This is a genomic window from Chitinophagales bacterium (assembly GCA_040877935.1).
Classification (GTDB): Bacteria; Bacteroidota; Bacteroidia; order Chitinophagales; family CAIOSU01; genus JBBDNB01.
Window position 1 is genome coordinate 45,117 of record JBBDNB010000012.1, and the last position, 20,269, is coordinate 65,385.

Sequence of the window (20,269 nt, forward strand, 5' to 3'; positions counted from 1 at the left end):
TTAAGACAGTTTATGTGTTGCACTACTTAATAAATAGTATTATTGATTCACTTCAATAAAGCGATTGATGTCTTTGTTAATACCCAGGAGTAGGAGAGTATCAGTTTCTAATATCTCCGTTTCGGGATCTGGCACACCAATTACATGGCTGACTTCCTTTTCCTTATTTGATATTTTAAGTTCTTTACGTTTAATTGTAATGAGATTGATCTGGTATTTTTTACGCAGATCGAGCTCGCGAAGTGTCCTGCCTACGCAATTTACAGGTGCTTCAACTTCTACAATTTCATAGTCATCCGGTAATTGCAAAAAAGTTAAAATTCCCGGGTTCAACAATTTTTCAGCCAGGGATACACCAACTTCCACTTCAGGAGAAACAATTTCTTTGACGCCTATTTTTTCAAGGATCATTTTTTGAGTGGGGTTCATTGCTCTGGCAATAATCCTTTTCACTTTGAGCTCTAGCAAATTTGCAGTGATCAGCAATTCGCTTTCAAAATTGGTGCCAATGGCGACTATAGCTACATCTACATCTTCTATGCTTTGAGCTTTCAGTGCTTTGATATCGGTTGCATCCATAGTTACGGGGTAGGCTACATCATCTCTAAGTACATCTACAAATTCCTCATTTACATCAATGGCTACAACTTCAGCACCTTTTTTGGAAAGGGTTTTGGCAATGGCAGTGCCAAATCTACCAAGACCAATTATAGCAAATCGAGAATCCTTCATATTACAGCTTTTGTATTTTTTGGATTATTTTTTCATTGTCTGAAAGCAATACTGCAAGATAAAAACCCGGAGCCCAGTTTTCTCCAATTATTACCTGTCCTGACTCTGTGTTTAAATCAAGGGATTTTAATACTCTGCCTGCAAGGTCAAAGATTTGTAATTGACCTGATTCACGTTTTAATCCTTTAAAATGTAATTCTGTTTGATTGTTGAAAGCACTTGGCTGGGCTTTTAATTCAAGTGTTGCTGGTTCGTTTATCTCGTCTGTATTTGCAACTATACATTCAAATTCAATATCGAGCACCGTAACCTGCCCATTTGAAAGTTGAACATCGGTAATGATCTTAGAAAAACAACCCTGAAAATGAACACGAACATCGTACATGCCGCTCTCTGCTATTCCTGTTTTGTATTCGCCAAGGATATCACTTTTTGTTTCGGCTCCAGTGCTGATTAATTCTACATTGACACCATTTAAAAATGTACCACTAAAGCTATCGGTGATAGTTCCTTCCAGGTAACAAGCGCGTGTATAAGTAGGCGTAAAAACAAAAAGTCCTTCCTGAATATCACTAGCCAGAATATTACCGGAAGGTAAATAAGGATAGGTTCCCCAGCATCCATCATAAGTTCCTCGCGAAGGAAAAGGGGAAGTATCATATCTGCCAGTTTCTACAAGATTATCAGGACGTGTGGCATCTACGAGGTTTACACCATAGGTATAATAGGAATTCCAAAGGTAATTGCCCAAAGCATGAGTATTGTGCGGTATAAGGCCGGTGCCAACTGCTTCCCGGTAGCGTGTGAGTTCAGTGATATTGTTTAGATCAGAAACATCATAAGCACCAAAATAACCACCTTCAATTTCATCAGTGGTAAATAGGGTCTTGCCATCATCAGACAGCCATACATTGTGCGTGAATCGCCCAGGAGTTTCAGCACTTGCCAGCACCTGCAAATTGTTTTTATCGCTGACATCTACCACCGAAAAAAATCCTGCGGAAATTTCTCCCAACCACATGGTATCACCACGAACATAACCATCATGCACATAATTTTCAGAATAGATATTGATCAAGTCAGGGTTTTTAGGATCATTGTTCAAGTCAGCAATGATGACTCCGCGATTGTTGTATGGTATCTGCTCGTTCAGACTGTTAAAACCAAAAATATAGGCATAGCCATTTTCGTCAATCCAGATATTGTGGGCTGATTTTAAAAGTGTATCTGCTGTCCAGCTTGTTGCAGAAATACTGTCGGGCAAATTGGACATATCTACAATTAATAATCCTCCATCTTTTTCATTGGTGACATAAGCATGGTCATTCCAGGTATGAATATCGCGCCAGTCACTGGAATAGCCCGGTACTGAAAACAATGGATCGGGTTGTTCAGGATCGGTAACATCTACTATAGCAAAAGCGTTGTTCAGCCCTACAAGTGCATATTCCCTACCGTTTGAAGCATATCCCCAAACATCACTCAAAGTGCTGTTAAATAATTGAACACTTCTAAGTTCCATATTTTTTTGAGCTGAGCCTGGCAAAAAAGTGATGCTGCACAGAAGCAGGATAATGAGTTTCTTCATTCTTTTTCTTTAATTGGTTTTCGGGCATTCTTGATTTGATAACCTGAAATATACAGCAGGTGAACATAACTGTTTTCCAAATAATTCACCCTATTGCTTGTGTCAGCAGGGTCTGTAAAATTGCTTTTAAGCCTAAACTTGTTGTGAAAACCATCAAGTTTATCCTTGTGAAGCTCAGTTTTCAAATCAAGACCGTATTGCATTAATCCTTGCCCCATCCACATTGTAATATCAAATCCCTTAATAAAAAACGCTCCTGGATTTATATAAAGACTGTCTAATGCAAATTGATAAACACTGCTTTTGTAAAAATTAGTATCAATATGGTAATCGCTGCTATAGTGCAATTGAAATCGTTCAACATAATCGAGCCGGAAGTCTTCCAAAGCATTCCAAACAGGAAGCCCTACTACAAGTATTTCATAATTCTCGCTGAGTTTGTATAAATTTCTATTGAGTTTGCTAATAAATGCTCGATCTATTGTGTTCAATATCAATATGTTGAGACTATCTTCCTGAAGTAAATTTACAAATATGGAATCTTCTTCCAGTTGATTTTTTCTTATCATTTTATCGTCTTCCTCAGTGATAATAAAATGTTTAAGCTTAACGCTATCAAGTGGAAACTTAGGAAACTCAACTGCTTTCTTAATAGAGTCTGCAATTGTATTGTGCTGAACTGCGAGCTTTTCCCATAATTCCCTGTAATTCAGTTCATTTGTTATAGGTCTGTTGATCAGGATTTTATTCTCTTTGGGAAATTTAAAACGAAGCAATTCAAATAGGTTCTCTATATGTGTGTTGATTGAAGGGTTGATCTGTATAAACCAGGGGTTGTCTTTTGTAAGATCAGCCGTAGGAGAAAGTGGGTTGATAATTATTTTTTTGTTTTGCCTGGCCCATTTTGCCATATAGCGGACATTGCTGTTGTAAACAGGGCCAATAATTAAATCCATGGAATCCAGGGCACCGGTTTTTTTAAGTTGTACGAGTTGTCCCAAATTGTTTTTACTGTCAAAGACATGAACATCTGCATTTAGCCCCATATTTTTCAGGGAATCTAATGCAAGTGTAGCACCGAGATAAAAATTTAGTGACATAGAAGCATCATCAAAAAAATAATGCGCTTGCTTTTTCAAAGAGTCGCTTTTTAGGGAATCTAAGAAAAAGGGAAGTACAAAAGCAATATTGTAGCGGTCTTTGGTTTCAAAGCTGTCGATATCACTCAGGAGGCTGTCGATAAGTATCTCGGGCAATTTAATGGTATCGGGTAGCAAAACTGTTTCCTTGCTGGTAATATCCTCTTTTTGAACTTTCTTGGTTTTACAAGAGGGTACAAGAAGGAGAGTTACCAGAAGTGGAATTAGTAAGAATTTACTCGATAATCGAGATTTAAATACTCCGAGGCTTGCCTCGTAATTAAAAGTATTTTTTCCAAATAAATGCCTCGTGGGCTTGCCCCGAGGTTGTTTACTCCCATTCAATTGTAGAAGGTGGTTTGGAACTGATGTCATAAACTACGCGGTTAATTCCTCTTACTTGATTAATGATTTCATTGGAAGTGAGTGCCAAAAATTCATAGGGCAAATGACACCAGTCAGCAGTCATGCCATCTACAGAACTCACTGCCCTCAAAGCTACTACATTTTCATAAGTTCTTTCGTCTCCCATTACTCCTACACTTTGAACTGGCAGCAGCATTACCCCGGCCTGCCACACTTCATTGTATAAATTGTGCTTTTTAAGGTTCTCTATGAAAATATGATCTGCTTCCTGAAGCATGCGTACTTTATCCCGATGAATTTCGCCAATAATACGAATGGAAAGACCAGGGCCGGGAAAGGGGTGCCTTCCTATTATAAATTCAGGCAGTCCGAGCTGACGGCCTACATTGCGGACTTCATCTTTAAACAAAAAGCGCAATGGTTCTATTACTTTCAGGTGCAATTTTTCAGGCAATCCACCGACATTGTGATGCGATTTGATGGTAACAGAAGGGCCATTTACAGAAACGGATTCTATAACATCGGGATAAATGGTGCCCTGCCCTAGCCACTCTACATCTTCAATTTTCTTTGCCTCTGCCTGGAATACATTAATAAATGTTTTTCCGATGATCTTGCGTTTTTTTTCGGGATCACTAACACCATCAAGTGCATCGAGAAATTCATCAGAACTGTCAACGCCTATTACATTTAGCCCTAGGTCTTTATAGGAATGCAATACATCATCAAATTCATTTTTGCGCAAGAGGCCATTGTTCACAAATACACAATACAGCTTTTTGCCAATAGCCTGATGCAAAAGCATGGCAGCTACAGAAGAATCTACGCCACCTGAAAGCCCCAACACGACTTTTCCGTCCTTTACCTGGTTTCTGATATCTTCAACAGTTTCTTCAATAAATGCTGCCGGTGTCCAGTCTCCTGTGCATCCGCATATATCTGTCACAAAGTTTTTCAGAATGCTTTTGCCCTCATCAGTATGCGTGACTTCGGGATGGAATTGAAGGCAATAAACAGGCGGTTCATCATTGTTTTTTCTGATTTTGTTGAAAGCAGCAACTTTCACGCTCGCAGTTCCGGCAAGCAATTCAAAATCGGGAGGCAATTCAATAATAGTATCCCCATGCGACATCCATACTTGGCTGTCTTCACTTACATCTTTGAAAAGCCCTTCCTTGGAAAGGATATTGCTCAGCTTTGCACGGCCGTATTCCCTGCTGTCGGAGCGACTGACTTTTCCGCCCAGCTGCTCGGCCAGCATTTGCGCACCAAAACAGATGGCAAGAATGGGCTTTTTACCCAATAGCCTTTCGATGTCTATCGTTGGGGCATTTTCATCTTTTACTGAAAAAGGACTTCCAGAAAGGATTATTCCTTTAATATCTGGACTGTCTTCCGGAATTTTATTAAAAGGGACAATGTCACTATAAACATTGAGTTCTCTTACTCTTCGGGCGATCAACTGGGTGTATTGCGAGCCGAAGTCTATAATTAGGATTCTTTCGTTCATCCCCGCAAAAATAAATTTAAATGCTGCTTTAGACAATTCCTTTTTCCACAATTCAATGGAATTGATTTATTTCAGTAATTATTTTTGGGTTTGTGATGTTCTATGGCTTAAAGTGAATGATTTAGCAATTCAATTTCTAATTGATTAATTTATCTTTGACAATCTTTAGAAAAGCAAGTATATTATGGATATGGATTTAAAGGTTTTTATCGATTCTCTGAAAGTAGAGTTTGAAAAAGAAGAAAAGGAAAATGTGGCTGCCGATGTTGTTTTCAGGGATTTAGATTCCTGGAATTCTATGATGGCACTAATCATTATTGCTAAAATCGACAATGATTTTGACGTAACCCTGAGCGCTGATGAATTGGCTGGGTCAAAAACATTCAAAGACCTTTACAAACTTGTTTGTTTAAAAAAAACTAAAGTCAATTAATGGCTTTTCTACAAATTAAAAATGTGGCAATAAGCGGCATTGCAGCATCTGTGCCGGAAAATACAATTTCTAATTCCGATTATCCTTTTGCCAACGAGCGCGAACGCGATCTTTTTATCAAAAGCACAGGAATTGAGCAGCGAAGGATAATCGATCAAGCATACACTGCCGCTGATCTTTGTGCCCAAGCTGCATTGAAGTTAATGAAAGACATGCAGCTCAAGCATTCTGATATTAAACTCCTGATTTTCGTAACACAAACTCCTGATTATATCACTCCTGCTACTGCTGTTAAATTGCAACATGAACTTGGATTGAATGAAGATTGTCTTGCTTTTGATATTAACCTTGGTTGTTCAGGCTATGTTTATGGACTTTCAGTAGCTGCTTCATTGCTTTCTAATATTCCAAACCCAGAAGCAAAAGCACTTCTATTGGTGGGAGATACTTCCTCTGCTTGTATTTCCGAAGCAGATAAAAGTACAGCTCCACTCTTTTCTGATGCAGGTTCAGCAACAGTTTTGAATAAAAGCGAAGGGGAGCACATGGATTTTCTAATGTCGTCTGATGGATCGGGTTATGAGAGCATAATTATTCCTGATGGAGGATACCGCAATCCTTTTAGTGAAAGCTCATTGGAAATGAAAGAAGAATCTGAGGGTATCAATCGCAATGCTACACATTTGATTTTGAAAGGTATTGATATTTTTAATTTCTCGGTAAAACGCGTGCCTGCTCAAATTAATGAGTTGTTAAACCTGGAAAACAAAAAGGTTGAGGATGTGAATTACTATGTTTTTCATCAGGCCAATAAATTGATCAATGACACCATTGCTAAAAAACTAAAACTCAGTAGAGATCAGGCGCCACTTTCTCTTAAAAAATTTGGAAACACAAGTTCAGCTTCAATTCCTATTACAATGGTATATTGTCTGAGAGCTGTGCTTTCGGAAAATAAAGCCACTGATTTAATACTCTCGGGTTTTGGTGTTGGCTTGTCTTGGGCAAGTGTGTATTTGAAGACCAAAAAACTATATTGCCCGAAACTGGTAGAAGTATAGTGACTATTGAATTCTATCAATCACAATAAATTTTATATTTTGCAGTCAAATGAGTACTGATTTTTCAGTTGTTGTTCCCGTCTATAATTCCGCAGAAACCCTGCGCGAATTGTATGTGCGTATTGCTGCTTTATTTCAGCAAATGCACAAAAGCTTTGAGGTAGTATTTGTTGACGATAAAAGCCTGGATAACAGTTGGGAAGTGATATGTGAGTTAAAGCAAGAGTTTAAATATAAAGTGAGGGCAATACACCTGGCCAAAAATGCCGGACAGCAGAATGCCACCTTATGCGGAATTCAAAATTGTTCCGGTAATTTGATAGTAACAATAGATGACGATCTACAGGTACCTCCAGAAGAGATTCCCAAGCTTGTAGAATGTATGGAGAAAACAGATGCTGATTTTGTTTACGGTATTTTTGATGCCAAAAGACACAGCTTAATTCGCAATATAGGCAGTCGTTTTTTTAATGCTTTCTTTAAACTTATTGCATCCACAAGCGGAAAAGGGTCTTCATTTCGCTTATTAAAGCGCAGTCTTACAGAAAAAATAAAAGATGTAGGACACGACTATTTTCTTTTAGATGAAGTTCTGAGCTGGTACACACTTGATATAGAGCAACAATTGGTAGATCACCATCAGCGCGGAACTGGAAGTTCTGGTTACAACACCATACGCCTGATTAAGATGAGTATGAATTATACCTTCAATTATTCTGCTTTTCCACTGCGCATGATGACCTATTTTGGGTTTTTTGTATCCTTGATTTTTTTTGGAATTGGCCTGTATTTTATTTACCAGAAATTTTATGAGGATGTCGAATTGGGTTTTACTTCCATTATTGTTTCTATTTTCTTATCAGCAGGTATTATTTTGTTTTGCATGGGTATCATAGGAGAGTATATCAGTAGAATCTATCTGAAAGAGCACAAAAGACCTCCTTATGTGATTAAAAAGTTTCTGGAATGAAGGTGAAAGGACTTGGTGTAGAGTTGATTCGACTGAGGAAGGAACATATAGAATTATTGCGTTACTGGCGCAATCATCCTGATATTGCGGTTTTTATGGATTATCAGACATTCATTACTGAAGAAATGCAGATGAAATGGTATAAAAGCTTGGATGTTGCAAAAGACTTCTATTTCATAATAGCTTATCAGAATAAGGACATTGGCCTGATTCACGTTTCGGATATTTCCTGGAATAAAAAATCCGGACAAGCGGGACTTTTTATCTGGGATCAAAAATACTGGAAAACTCAGGTTCCTGTGTTTGCTTCTCTGAACCTCATTGCTTTTGCTTTCGGTTTTCTTGGACTAAATAAACTCATTGCAAAAGTTATGGACAACAATAAAGCTGCTATAATTTATAATCTCCGTCTTGGTTTTAAGGTATTTGACGATTCACCTAAAGACTATAGCTTATATCGCCTGGCGAAGGATGATAAGGACTTGCTTCAACTCAGAAGTAAATTAGAGCGATTGTTGACCAGAAATCCACAGCATTTTGAAATCGGCAGGCAGGAGTATAGTATCTTACAGGCATTGCCAGGTGTTGCTGATCAAATGGCTGCACTCATTAAATCTGAAGCACTTAGTTTGAAGAACTGACCCGTTCCAGGATTTTAAAGCGCAATTCATTCCAGAAAAAGTACAGTTTATTGAAAAGTCCTTTTCCCTCAATTTCCATGTTGAGTAAAATTGGTGTACTTGGGTTCAGCCCCCAGGATAAAATGCGCTTGTAGAATGGGAGCTCGCTAAATGGAAGGTTTTCTCTTTTTAAGTGTGGCTTTAATTGGCTGCGTATTTTTTGAAATGCCGCATAATTGTGTTTGTAATAGGGTTTCAATATTCCTCCCATTACTTGTAGTCCCACGTGGGCGGTCAGGTGGTGGTGACTGATGATCTTGTAGGGTTTTACAAAACTAAAAATATTGTGGGCAAGACATACTCCTATAAATGGAATACCTACACAAATATCTTTGAGCAGAAATTGTTGCAAATATGTTTTTTTGATTACAAAACAATCATATCCAGGATGGTATTTTCCCGGATCGGCCAGTATTTCAGGCAGTTCGGAGTTTTTCAGATGTTTTAAACTCACCCTTCTTCGATTGATGAGTAAAGCTTCATAGCCCTTATCGAGCTCATTGCTCACAAAATCATAGAAATAGGGCTGAAGGATAATGTCCATGTTTGTATAAATAACATATTCGCAATCAATATTCCAGATTAGTTTTAAAATATCTTCAATTAGAGGAAAGGGAATTTTTTTTTCAAAAGTAGCTATATCCAGGACTGATCTTTCAATTGGTAAAGTTTGTTTGAAATTATCTGGCAACTCAGCATATGTTTCATTCTTATGAACGGCTGCATAAAGCTTTACTTCGGCATTTTGAGTGAACTTCTGTGCTTCAGACATAGAGCGCAGAGTAAGCTCCTGTATTTTTAGTGCTTCGGGATTTTTAGTCTCGTAAGGGTTGACGATATGTGTCAGTTTGACCATAAGCTGTATTACAAAATTAAGCAGAAAACTTGCTAAACTTACTTCAAAAATTCTTTAAACCACAAACCGGAATCTTTGATAATGCGCTTTTGTGTTTCAAAATCTACATGAACCAGTCCAAAGCGTGCGTGATAACCTTCTGCCCATTCAAAATTATCCAGCAGACTCCAGGCAAAATAGCCTTTTACATTTACACCTTCATGTTTTGCGCGCAGCACATTTCTTAAATAATCTTTATAAAACTGTACACGTTTGTGATCATGTACTGCATTGTTCTCAACTACATCGGGAAAGGCAGCGCCATTTTCGGTGACTATTATCTCTTTAATGCCTTTGTATTCCTGAAAGCGCCTGAGCATTTTATAAATCCCCTCGGGATATATTTCCCATTTCATATCTGTTAGCTCTGTACCTAATTTTTCGGGCTTAACACGATTGGCCCAAATAATTGGTGGCCACAGTGCTTTACGCGCAATCATTCTGGTATAGTTTTGCAAACCGATAAAATCGAAATCAAAAGCCAATTTGTTTTCATCTTCAGGGCGCATCCATTTGTGAATGCGCTCCAGTGCTTTCCACCCGTCTGTTGGATAGCCAAGTCCCAAAACCGGGTCTAAAAACAAGCGATTGAGCAATGCATCCATAGTGTGGGCAGCTTTTATATGTTTGGGTTTTTGTTTTTTGGGTTCGATATAAGAGCAGGAAAAAGTAGATCCCACATTGGAATTTGGTACTTCATTTCGGATAATACGTCCACCTTCAGCCTGGCAAAGTGCAGCATGATGTGTGGCCTGGGTGAAATTTTTAAACCCCCATTTTCCAGGAGCATGCATGCCCAGAAAATATCCCACAGCTATAAAAGCCATTGGTTCGTTCAGTACCATCCAGTTTTTTACTTTATCGCCATAAGCGCGGCTGATAATATAAATGTATTCACTAAACCAATCTACTATATCCCTGTTTGTCCACCCCCCTTTGTCCTCCAGTGCCTGTGGCAAATCCCAGTGGTAGCATGTGAGCCAGGGTTCAATATCTTTTTCTAAACAAGTGTCTATCACACGGTGATAAAAATCAATACCTTTTTGATTGATTTGCCCACTTCCTTTTGGCAGAATGCGTGGCCAGGAAACTGAAAAACGAAAAACGTCCATATTCATTTGCCTTACAAAGTCGATATCCTGCTTGTAGTTATTATAAAAATCACAAGCTACATCACCGTTGTCAAAATTCAGTACATTGCCTTTTTCGTGAGTAAAAGTATCCCAAATAGAGGGGCCTTTACCGTCTTTATCCCAGGCGCCTTCTATTTGATAAGCGGCAGTAGCAGTTCCCCATTTAAAATTTTTCCCGAAATCGGCAGCTCGAAATTCTTCACCAACTACCAGCTTTGCCAGATTGTCTGGAGCCATTAGCATCCCTGAGCTTCCAAGTATTGAATTTTTGAGCATTTCCCTTCTGTCCATTATTTTCTTATTTTTGGTATGAATGTATCACTAAAAAAATAAATTATGTTAAGATTTCTAACTCTGCTATTGTTAATTTCTTTTTTCAACTATGAAAAAGTATTGGCACAATTGCCAATTGAGATTGATGAAAAAGTAATGCCTATGAGTCGAGGCAAACAACCTGGCCTTGAATTTATGATTCATGAGGCAAATGTAAAAGAAGTTCAAAAAAACTGGGAAAGTAAAATGCGTTCTGCCAACCGACCGAGTATGAATACTGAGAGAGATGAGATACAAGCCATGAATGCTACTGTGGAATCTATATCGAACCAGCCGGTAAATGTTTTTGCCAAATTCACTCAACTAAAAGAAGGTGTGTATGGACAGTTGTTTTTCCAGTTTGAAGATGATTTTTTATCGAGATCAGGTAATGCGTTGATTCTGGAATCAGCGAAAAAATATGCTTATGATTTTGCAATGCAAGAATACAAATATGCTCTTGAAGAAGAATTCGATGAAGCAGAAAGCAAATACAAAGACCTGGAAAAAGACAAAAAGAAGTTGGTAAAAACCAATGATGATATTCACAAGACAATAAGTGAAAGTGAAAGAGAGATCAGCCAGGTGAAAAATGATGTCAAAATAAATGAAGCTGATCAAAACAGACTGGTAAGTCAAATTGGCAATCAGAAAGAAATCATTTTAGATATACCTTCTAATAATCCTGATGCTTTAAAAGCTGCAGAAAAGGAATTGAGTAATTTGGAAAATGATTACAAAAAGCTTCAGAAAGAACATGAAAAGCTACACAAATCCATTGATGAAGCTGAAGCTGACATACGTGAAGCAGAGCGTCAGTTGAAATTAAACAAAGCTGATATGGACAGAAAACAGGACGAATTGCTTCAGCAAAAAGCTGTGTTGGAAGTGCTCAAAGAAAAAATTGACAATTTGAAATAACAATAAGGTGAATTTTATGAAATTTTAAAGCTCGTTTTAAACGGGCTTTTTTTATGTGATTTTGTGGAATACAATGTGGTTAAAAATGGTTGGTAAATATCTTTGGAAAGCTTAACAGCAAAGGGCTATTTAAAAGTTTTATGAAACAGTTTTCATAAAACTTTTTTCTTTGTAGAAAATTGCCAAATCTTCTACTTTGTGGTGAGGTACTATTTATACTCTAAATAATTGTCGTTCACTGTACCCATTTTCAGGGAAAGCAAATCGAGCACATAATTTTGGTAAACTTTCCATGGGTGCTTTGAGCCTTGTTTGGGCAAAATATCTGCTGCACGTAAAACATAACCGGCATTGAAATCGAGAAGGGGTTCTGTTTTAAATGCTTTACTGTCAAAACGCGGTGTGCAAACACTATAGTTGTTTTGCTTCATGTAATTGAGCAATTTAGTTACAAACTGACAACTCAAATCACATTTCAAGGTCCATGAGGCATTGGTATAACCTACGGTAAAAGCAAAATTAGGTACATCACTGAACATCACACCTCTGTATGCGTGGGTGTCTGCAGAATTTATTGGTGTCCCATTGACATGAATACTCATTCCCCCCAACAACTGTACTTTCAATCCGGTGGCTGTAACTATCATATCTGCCCGGAGCTCTTCACCTGATTTCAATAATACTCCATCTGTCGTAAATTTATCAATATGATCGGTTACAATATTAGCTGTTCCTTTTTTAATTGCCCTGAAAAAATCAGCATCGGGGACCAGGCAAAGCCGCTGATCCCATGGATTGTATGGTGGATCAAAATGCTTTATGTTAAAATCACTTCCAAGCTGTCTACGCACTCCTTTTTCAATGAACTTTCTAATGGTATTGGGCCATTTGCGCGCTGCTTTGTATAAGCCCAAACTGATTAAAATATTTTTCCAGCGAATAATGTGATAAGCCAACTTTTCAGGTAAAATTTTTCTAATGAATATGGCGATTTTATCTACACTGGGCAGGGTTAAAATATAAGATGGTGAGCGTTGCAGCATGGTAACTTTTGCTGCTTTTTTCGCCAATTCAGGCACCAGGGTTATTGCAGTTGCGCCACTGCCAATTACAATTATTTTTTTGTTTTTATAGTCAATGTCCGATGTCCATTTTTGCGGATGGATGACTTGTCCTTTAAAATTTTCTACTCCTGCAAAATCAGGCGTATAACCTTTTTTGTAATCGTAATATCCGCTGCACATCAGTAAAAAATTACACTTCAGTTTTTTGTACGGAACAGTTTCATGGCTGGCAATTTCCAGTGTCCATGTTTTTTCCGCATCACTCCAGGAAGCATCTATTACTTTGTGGTTGAATTGAATTTTTTTATCGATACCAAATTTTGCAGCAGTGTCTTTAATATATTTAAGTATAGATGGGCCATCTGCTATAGATTTTGGGTTTTCCCAGGGACTGAATGGAAATCCAAGCGTGTACATATCAGAATCGGAACGGATACCGGGGTATTTAAACAAATCCCAGGTGCCCCCCATATTTGCCCTGCCTTCTAATATAGTGAAACTTCTCTCCGGACAATTGGTTTGTAAATGATATGCGGCATCAATGCCTGATAGTCCTGCTCCTACTACAATTACATCATAGTGGGATGTGTTTTGGTTCTGTGCGTTATTTGACATATTTTAATTTAATATTGAACCCATATAATTAATGCATTTCCCGGGTTAATTTGAAAGTCAATATTACAAATATAGTGAACAGAGACTTTGTTTTTGGATTAATCCTATGATAACAGAGAGTAACAAATTATGGAGTCAAGTGAACATTTGCTATAAGTTGGCTATACAGAAATACTTGCCAGTGAGGGGTAATCCGAATAGTGAACTGGTATTTTCTGCTTGTGAAAAAGGGGATTTTTTATTCTGATTTTCATTTTATAAATTATGGCAAATCAAAAAAAGTAAAGAAATGATACAATTAATGAAAAGTGTATTTGGAATTTTTATTTTATCGGCCTTTCTTTTTTCTTGCGAAAAAGATGATGCAGACAACAATGGCACAGAAAGCGACCTTAGCTCAAGTGAGCAGCAATTATTGGGCACATGGAGACATGTTGAAACCGAAGGGGGCATCAGTCCCGGGCCAGTAGATTATGGTGTATTTGAATGGACTTTTAATGCAGATAGGAGCGGGGAGTACTATCAGAATCCCGACAATGCAGAAGAATCCACCAATGATTTCTTTTGGAAAGTAGAAGGTGACGATATCATTTTCACTGATTCCCCGGGAGGAGAAGGCGATCGGCAATACCGTATTGATGAATCTGGTGAAAACCGAATGGAATGGTTTAATTATACGCTGGAGGATACCTACATTGTAGAGAAGCAATAATTTAATTGCTGCGGTTCAATTATCTTTAGGATCATTTTGAATAGACCCGCCTGCCCAATGTTTGAAATGATTGGCAGGTGGGTTTTATTATACGCTGGCTGTGCTGCAAATACTTGCCAGTTTTTGTAGGTCGTATTATATCATGCCCTCTCAAATCCATATTCCCGCTCAACCTTTGCAATCCTTACATTATAGGATTGATACCATTGTTTTCTTCCCATGCTGATGGCCAGTTGGTGCTCAGCATTTTCTTTCCATTTTTTGATGGATTCCAGATCTTTCCAATAAGAAACAGAGACACCAATTTCAGAACGAGCGGTATCCTGGCCTAAAAATCCTTCCTGTTGTTCGGCCAGGGCATCCATTTTTTCGGACATTTCACTGTATCCCTTATTGTTGTCAGACATTGTGCTTGTGAAAATAACTGCATAGTAGGGTGGTTGCGGGGTTTGTGACATCATGGCTTGAACTGAAAAAGTGGTTAACAATCTATATTCTGTCTCAATATATCGAATAAGAATGAAAATTCTTTATATTGTAGATATGAAAACAACACTTTTAATATTAATCAGTTTCTGGCTTTTAATAGTAAAAGCCGAAAAAATTACAGTTGATTCTGATGGTAATGTTTATCTATGTGGAGTCGTACAAGACACTTTAACTTTTAGTGATTCAACTATGATTACAACTAATCCTTGGAATCGAAAATCTTATTTAGCCAAATTAGATTCGGTTGGAGATGTTCTCTGGTTAAAAGTTTTTGATAATGAGTTTGGATTTAACTCTAATTTAAAGATTGACAATTCAAATAACTTGTTATTGATTACAAAGTTTTCTGGAATATTAGAGCTTGATACTAATAATATAGTGTCTGGAAGCTCGTGTCTTCTAATTATAAAATATGATTCATATGGAGAATTACTCTGGTATAGTATATCCTCTGAAAGGTCTATTTCTTCCTCTGCGGATGGTTCTTTTGGTATTGATTCCCGAAATAATATATATACAATAGGTAAATTAAATGGGTTATTTATTCTAAATGGGGTTGATACATTAATCAATACTACAGATAATTTATTAGTAAAATACATAGCAAAATTTGATTCAACAGGAGCTAATATTTGGTTAAATAAATTATTTGGTGATAATGCATCTATATATGAAATTGATACAGATGAGGAGGGAAATTCTGTTATTGTTGGAAATTTCTATGATACTTTAAGTTACCAAGGCAACATATTAATTTCACCAGGTAGTTTCGGTAGTTTCGATGGGTTTTGGTTAAAAATTGATTCCAACGGTGATTTAATATCAATGAAAAAAATTAGTAGTAGTAGGTTCAATAGAATTTATTCAGTCGGTCTAAGCATAAATGGTATTTTTTCTTACTCGGGAAAATATCTGGGTGATGGTGATACTTTGTTCATTGATAACTTTCCTCTTGTTGTAGATGTTACAGATTATGCATATACTGATGGGAATTTTTTTGTTCAAGTTAATAATCAAAATACTGTGAACTGGCTGATAAATTTTAATAGTGAATATGGTGGTTATAAGTATCATGGAGTTGATATGGATAATTTAGGCTATTCATATTTATATACACTTTATGATGAGTGGAGATATAACACCTCGCTGAACTCATTTGTTGGTTCCGACATCAGCAACTCTAACTATGTAATAAAGATTGACTCAAACGGAAATTTCGCATGTTTAATCCACGTGGAAAATGGACGAATTTCAGATATAGAAGTCACTGATGACGGAGAAGTGTTTATTGTTGGGAATTTCCAAAATACATTATCTCTTAACGGTATTTCGTACTCTCAAAATGATAATAACATTTTTGTATCAAGGTTTGATTCCAATTGCAACAATACTTCAACAACTTTAATCTCTAATCCAATTACTGGAATAAATGAAAAATATTCTAAAATAGAATTAAAAGTCTACCCCAATCCCACACAAAATATACTCAACATAGAAACATCCTCCCAAAATCATCAAATCAATAACATTCAAATCATTGACATAAACGGTAGAAATGTAGTCCATGCCAATCAAAGCCCCATCAATACTTCAGAATTGACACAGGGCATTTACTTTTATCAGGTAGAAATGAGGAGTGGAGAGTTGGTTAGAGGGAAGTTTGTGAAGCAGTAAATATAGTCTTAATCGCAGATTAGGCGGATGATAGGATTGCGCGGATTTTTGTGAAAATTATCAAATGAATATCAGCGAAATCCTTGAATCCATAAAATCCCCGCCTGTTCTCCCGGCCTTCCCCTGTCCAACTATAGCCGTTCAGGCGGGCATTCTGACGGGAATGAATTATTCGGGCATGAGTGACCAGACATAAAATAAGAGCTGCCCGCAACCGGACAGCCCTCTTTCCAAACTAATAATGAAAACAAAGGAATCACTATTCTTTAAAAACACGGCTTACTTTCAGCAGTGCCTCATCAGCATAAAAATTCAGGAAGAAAACACCCGGTTGCAATCCGGGAACATCCATATTGATGCGATGTGAACCGCTCGGGTTTTCCCCTATTCTTTTTCTGATCAATTCCCTGCCCAACAGATCGGTAATACTGAGTTCAATATCCGCTGCATTCTGCAATGCATATTCAATCACAATATTGTTTTGCACCGGGTTGGGGTAGAGGTTCCAATTGCGGAGTTCCACCACATTTTTATCACTTGAAGTAATTACTTTCTGGCCTTCAATAATCAACTCTACATTTTCAACGCTTTCATTGTCAGGGCCAATCGTAATGATAGCCGGTTCGGTTTCCTTGTTCAACACTTCTGCATAGAGTTGATATGTACCATAGGCAATATCGTCAAATTCAAAATAGCCGGATGCATCGCTGTAGGTGTACTGAATCGGATTGTCATTCATATCGAGCAGCAAAATAGGAATATTGGGTGCGGCATCTGCCCCCGCTACCTTTCCGGCACCCTGTGAAATATAGCCGCTTACAAATCCCGGTCCTCCGGTATTGTTGCCGGCCACAAGTGCAATGTTTATATTGTTGTTATTGCCATTTACATGGAGTGCTGTGGCATAGCCCCAAAACAAAGATACATCGTAGTATGTGGGCAGGTAACCGTGATAATCCGGATCGTTGGCAGTCAGGGCCGCTTTCAGGTAGTATTGTCCTGGTGTGACATTTGCAAAATTATAATAGCCCTGTGGTGAGGTGTATTGTGAATCAACCAAAGTCAGCAATACATCTCCGCTACTTGTAGAATCAGCTGAAATCAGGTAAACAAGGGCATTTTGGGCTACATTATTCAAGCCTTTTGTTACTAGTCCAGAAAGGCTAAAGTTGTTGTTTCCACAAGCACCATTTGTCCAGGAAGTAACGCCATAAAAATAATAGGCTTCACAGCTATTGCCATAAGTATTTCCATCGCAGCCGCATACCGGATCGTAAATGGCTGGGCAAGCCAGGTTAGAGTCAATTACACTTGTGTCAATGCAATTACCGCTAACAGTAGTTACCACAAAAATACTGTCGCAATAAGTATTGGTACAGCCCTGGTCGCTGATGGTCAAACAAACATTGTAATACCCGGAAGAAGCATAATGATGAACAGGGGTCGCGGCAGTAGAAGTATCACCATCGCCCAGATTCCAGTGGTATGATGCTGTATTGGTTCCGTGGATTGCATTGAATGCATAAGCGCCATTGGGCGTTCTGTGGGCAGTCCACTCTGCATCACAATTGGGGTTGCTGCTGTTAGGAACAGTTACGGTATTGCAGGTTCTTTCAAAGCATAGCGTACCGCTGTTGTTGATGATAATGGTCAGGCAAACCTGATAATCGCTTAAAACGGTATTGATGGGGGTAGAATAAGTATGTACAGGGTTTGCAGCATTGGAGGCATGTCCGTCACCAAAATCCCAGAAATAATACGAGTGATTGGGGGGGAGCAAGGAATCTGAACTGAAATCAACTGTATAATTATTCGCTTGGTAGGAAAAACCTGCATGGCCATTGAAGCAGCCACTGTCCACTACAGATGGTACATAGGCTGAATCACAAAAGCTGCTTGTACAGCCCATGCCGTCTTCTATCGTCAGGCAGGCATAATAGACACCTGTATCGGCATAAAAATGTTCCGGACTGATCAGGGAAGAACTGTTGCCATCCCCAAAATCCCAGTGATAACTCCAGGAGCTGTCGTTTGGAGAAGGATTAAACTTCATACCGCCAAAAGCACCGGTAATAAATGATTGAAAGCCAACACCGCAGTTGTTGTTATTGCTGCTGCAATCCATGGTGAAATCTACCCGTGCATAATTGATACTGCCTTGTGCGTTTTGTACCGTATCCTTCAAATATACATTTTTACAAGAATCCAGTGTACTGACGAAATACCTGATATTAGGGCCTGTCATAGCACCGTCAACTATGGTGTCGATGTAATACCCATTGGAATTGGTGTAAACCGTAATCACGCGGTTTGGTGCAGCGGGATTGCTGAATGAATCTGTTACAATGGTAACAGGATGCCCCACTTTGGCCAAATTCCCGGGCGCAATAGTTACATATCCTTCTATTACAAAATCATTTTGTGCCTGTATAGCTGAAGGCAGCATAAAGCCCAGCAAGGCGATTGTAAGTAAAATTGTTTTCAGGGTTTTCATAACTGTAGTTTTTTAGGTTTTTTTAAATCTGATTGACTCAAAGCTATTGGCTTACTTTATTTAATACAATCACATTTTTTGGCATTTTTCAAAGCTTTGAGTGCTTTTGTTTTAGTATTGTCAATCTGTTTGTTTTTATAAGTAATTGATTTTCAGTTATCTAATTTCAATTCGTAAATAACATTTCTCAGTCCTTTTCAAAAATCACCCACTTTTTGAAATCAGAATTTTATGAATTTTTCATACCGTTCGTACTTTTCGTTCTCTATCCTGAGCATATAATAACCTTCTGATAGGTCTTGAATGTCTATTTTATAATTCCCGCCACTTCTTTCAGCTTTCACATTGTGTATTTTTCCGTTCAGGTCTATAATGCTCCATTTGAAATCGGCATTTGATTCGGCTAATTTGACCATTAAATAATCGCTTGCCGGATTGGGATACAATTTCAGGTCTATGTTTTCCCGGCTTATAGCTTCAATGTTTGTAGGAATAATATTGACTTGTTTTGAAGCCACCTGAATGGGTTTTGCATTCATATTGTTGCTGATCAAAAGCACATCTTCAAAAGTAAATTCCAATGCCTGAAAGCCTTTGCCAATAAGATTGTCCTCTATCACGCAGGAAACAATCAATAGTTTGCCATTGCCGGCAGCATTTACCAGACTGCTTTTGCTTACGGCTATGTTCAGTTTGCCGGCATTGCTTTCCTCAAAATACATCAGAAAGGGATCATCCTGCAATGCGCCACTCTTTTTTATCCAGGCTGCTGAGTCAAGTTTTACGGAAAATGAAGCTTCCCGGATCCGCTGTGGGTCATAGTTCAGGCTGAAAGCAATGCCGTAGAAGCTGTCAATTGGAGCGGCTACAGAACCGAGATGTATCGGTATTTCAATTCTACTTTTATTCAGTACGGAATCAGCAGCTATTGCCATAAAAAGCGAATCGCCATTGGGGGAAATAGGGGACAGGCGATCGGGAGTGATACTTCCATGCTGTTCTTTGTAATTCAGCCTGATGGCTATGGTATCATCCAGGCTTATGTGTCCGCTGCCATTGCAATCGAGAAAGGCGAAATTGGTCTGGTCGGGCAGAAACTGTTGCCATACCAATGTATTTTGTGCCTGGAAGAGTACGCTTTTTTGCAGTCGGGGCGGCCCCTGGTAGCTGTAGCCCATTCCGAAGTAAAGCAGGTCAAAGTGGTTGACCTCACCATTGTTGTTCGCATCTCCCGGCCACACATCTACCTGTGCACGGGCAGGGATGCCAAGCAAAAAACACAAAAGAAGTATTACAAAGAATCTGGCATGCATTGAGATTATTTTTTTGACATCATGAAGTTAATACAGATAAGTGCAATTATCAGCTACATTTTAAAGTAATTATCAATGAAAATTCACCTTAAAAATTATGCAATTGATTGAAATACAAATAATAATGTTCATTTTTAAGAAATTTTATCAGCCCAATGAGTGGTATAC

At 38.2% G+C, this 20,269-nt stretch carries 17 protein-coding genes; 7 read left to right on the plus strand and 10 right to left on the minus strand.

Translation table 11 applies throughout. From position 1 onward, the window contains the following. Nucleotides 1-39: 39 nt before the first annotated feature. Genes WD048_02890 through guaA form a run of 4 tightly spaced genes read right to left on the minus strand, consistent with a single transcriptional unit; the run spans nt 40 to nt 5,335 of the window. Nucleotides 40-732 (minus strand): TrkA family potassium uptake protein, encoded by a 693-nt coding sequence (locus WD048_02890; GenBank protein ID MEX0811135.1) that lies wholly within the window; start codon nt 730-732, stop codon nt 40-42. A 1-nt stretch (nt 733) separates the two neighbouring features. Next, nucleotides 734-2,320 (minus strand): choice-of-anchor B family protein, encoded by a 1,587-nt coding sequence (locus WD048_02895; GenBank protein MEX0811136.1) that lies wholly within the window; start codon nt 2,318-2,320, stop codon nt 734-736. Then, nucleotides 2,317-3,834 (minus strand): hypothetical protein, encoded by a 1,518-nt coding sequence (locus tag WD048_02900; GenBank protein ID MEX0811137.1) that lies wholly within the window; start codon nt 3,832-3,834, stop codon nt 2,317-2,319. The genes WD048_02895 and WD048_02900 overlap by 4 nt, the downstream gene beginning before the upstream one ends. Further along, the gene (guaA, locus tag WD048_02905; GenBank protein MEX0811138.1) at nt 3,791-5,335 is read right to left on the minus strand and encodes a glutamine-hydrolyzing GMP synthase; all 1,545 of its coding nucleotides are present in this window, start codon (nt 5,333-5,335) and stop codon (nt 3,791-3,793) included. The genes WD048_02900 and guaA overlap by 44 nt, the downstream gene beginning before the upstream one ends. 184 nt (nt 5,336-5,519) lie before the next feature. On the opposite strand from guaA, the gene WD048_02910 reads away from it, so the two are divergent. From WD048_02910 to WD048_02925, 4 genes are read left to right on the plus strand one after another with little or no spacing between them, the layout of a single operon-like run. Continuing rightward, nucleotides 5,520-5,768, plus strand: coding sequence for a phosphopantetheine-binding protein (locus WD048_02910; protein ID MEX0811139.1), 249 nt, complete (start codon nt 5,520-5,522; stop codon nt 5,766-5,768). Further along, nucleotides 5,768-6,829, plus strand: a complete 1,062-nt coding sequence (locus tag WD048_02915; protein MEX0811140.1) for a ketoacyl-ACP synthase III — start codon at nt 5,768-5,770, stop codon at nt 6,827-6,829. The genes WD048_02910 and WD048_02915 overlap by 1 nt, the downstream gene beginning before the upstream one ends. 49 nt (nt 6,830-6,878) lie before the next feature. Then, entirely contained in the window at nt 6,879-7,799 is a 921-nt protein-coding gene (locus WD048_02920; protein MEX0811141.1) for a glycosyltransferase family 2 protein, read from the plus strand. Next, nucleotides 7,796-8,440 (plus strand): GNAT family N-acetyltransferase, encoded by a 645-nt coding sequence (locus WD048_02925; protein ID MEX0811142.1) that lies wholly within the window; start codon nt 7,796-7,798, stop codon nt 8,438-8,440. The genes WD048_02920 and WD048_02925 overlap by 4 nt, the downstream gene beginning before the upstream one ends. Here the strand turns inward: WD048_02925 and WD048_02930 are convergent. Then, on the minus strand, nt 8,424-9,335 hold the full coding sequence (locus WD048_02930; GenBank protein MEX0811143.1) for a hypothetical protein: 912 nt from the start codon (nt 9,333-9,335) through the stop codon (nt 8,424-8,426). The genes WD048_02925 and WD048_02930 overlap by 17 nt on opposite strands. Before the next feature lie 38 nt (nt 9,336-9,373). Then, a complete protein-coding gene (locus WD048_02935) occupies nt 9,374-10,798 on the minus strand; it encodes a GH1 family beta-glucosidase (protein ID MEX0811144.1) in 1,425 nt (474 codons plus the stop codon). Nucleotides 10,799-10,843: 45 nt separating this feature from the next. Between WD048_02935 and WD048_02940 the strand changes: the two genes are divergently transcribed. After that, complete coding sequence (locus tag WD048_02940) at nt 10,844-11,740, plus strand: hypothetical protein (protein MEX0811145.1); 897 nt, start codon at nt 10,844-10,846, stop codon at nt 11,738-11,740. A gap of 209 nt (nt 11,741-11,949) precedes the next feature. On the opposite strand, the gene WD048_02945 is transcribed toward WD048_02940, so the two are convergent. Further along, a complete protein-coding gene (locus tag WD048_02945; GenBank protein ID MEX0811146.1) occupies nt 11,950-13,419 on the minus strand; it encodes an NAD(P)/FAD-dependent oxidoreductase in 1,470 nt (489 codons plus the stop codon). 289 nt (nt 13,420-13,708) lie between these two features. On the opposite strand from WD048_02945, the gene WD048_02950 reads away from it, so the two are divergent. Next, entirely contained in the window at nt 13,709-14,131 is a 423-nt protein-coding gene (locus WD048_02950) for a lipocalin family protein (protein ID MEX0811147.1), read from the plus strand. 140 nt (nt 14,132-14,271) lie between these two features. Here WD048_02950 and WD048_02955 read toward each other — a convergent pair whose 3' ends face one another. Continuing rightward, complete coding sequence (locus tag WD048_02955; GenBank protein MEX0811148.1) at nt 14,272-14,592, minus strand: antibiotic biosynthesis monooxygenase; 321 nt, start codon at nt 14,590-14,592, stop codon at nt 14,272-14,274. Between the two features lie 58 nt (nt 14,593-14,650). Between WD048_02955 and WD048_02960 the strand changes: the two genes are divergently transcribed. Then, entirely contained in the window at nt 14,651-16,294 is a 1,644-nt protein-coding gene (locus WD048_02960) for a T9SS type A sorting domain-containing protein (protein ID MEX0811149.1), read from the plus strand. A 259-nt stretch (nt 16,295-16,553) separates the two neighbouring features. Here WD048_02960 and WD048_02965 read toward each other — a convergent pair whose 3' ends face one another. Continuing rightward, complete coding sequence (locus tag WD048_02965; GenBank protein ID MEX0811150.1) at nt 16,554-18,788, minus strand: PKD domain-containing protein; 2,235 nt, start codon at nt 18,786-18,788, stop codon at nt 16,554-16,556. 221 nt (nt 18,789-19,009) lie between these two features. Then, on the minus strand, nt 19,010-20,101 hold the full coding sequence (locus WD048_02970; GenBank protein MEX0811151.1) for a T9SS type A sorting domain-containing protein: 1,092 nt from the start codon (nt 20,099-20,101) through the stop codon (nt 19,010-19,012). Nucleotides 20,102-20,269 lie beyond the last annotated feature (168 nt).